Source organism: Bacillus cereus group sp. N14 (assembly GCF_016483555.1).
In the GTDB taxonomy this organism is placed as follows: Bacteria; Bacillota; Bacilli; order Bacillales; family Bacillaceae_G; genus Bacillus_A; species Bacillus_A wiedmannii.
On the sequence record NZ_JAEHBQ010000055.1, the window covers coordinates 1 to 783 of the forward strand.

Consider the following 783-nt stretch of genomic DNA (forward strand, 5'->3'; position numbering starts at 1 on the left):
GGATAGGCGGGAGCCATTGAAACCGGAGCGCTAGCTTCGGTGGAGGCGCTGGTGGGATACCGCCCTGAATGTATTGAAATTCTAACCTACGGGTCTTATCGACCCGGGAGACAGTGTCAGGTGGGCAGTTTGACTGGGGCGGTCGCCTCCTAAAGTGTAACGGAGGCGCCCAAAGGTTCCCTCAGAATGGTTGGAAATCATTCGTAGAGTGCAAAGGCATAAGGGAGCTTGACTGCGAGACCTACAAGTCGAGCAGGGACGAAAGTCGGGCTTAGTGATCCGGTGGTTCCGCATGGAAGGGCCATCGCTCAACGGATAAAAGCTACCCCGGGGATAACAGGCTTATCTCCCCCAAGAGTCCACATCGACGGGGAGGTTTGGCACCTCGATGTCGGCTCATCGCATCCTGGGGCTGTAGTCGGTCCCAAGGGTTGGGCTGTTCGCCCATTAAAGCGGTACGCGAGCTGGGTTCAGAACGTCGTGAGACAGTTCGGTCCCTATCCGTCGTGGGCGTAGGAAATTTGAGAGGAGCTGTCCTTAGTACGAGAGGACCGGGATGGACGCACCGCTGGTGTACCAGTTGTTCTGCCAAGGGCATAGCTGGGTAGCTATGTGCGGAAGGGATAAGTGCTGAAAGCATCTAAGCATGAAGCCCCCCTCAAGATGAGATTTCCCATAGCGTAAGCTAGTAAGATCCCTGAAAGATGATCAGGTTGATAGGTTCGAGGTGGAAGCATGGTGACATGTGGAGCTGACGAATACTAATAGATCGAGGACTTAACC

Annotated in this window: 1 rRNA gene; it reads left to right on the top strand. The window is 54.7% G+C overall.

Going from position 1 to position 783, the window contains the following annotated elements:
* Positions 1-783: ribosomal RNA gene (locus JDS82_RS28975) — 23S ribosomal RNA — on the top strand; the annotation flags it as partial.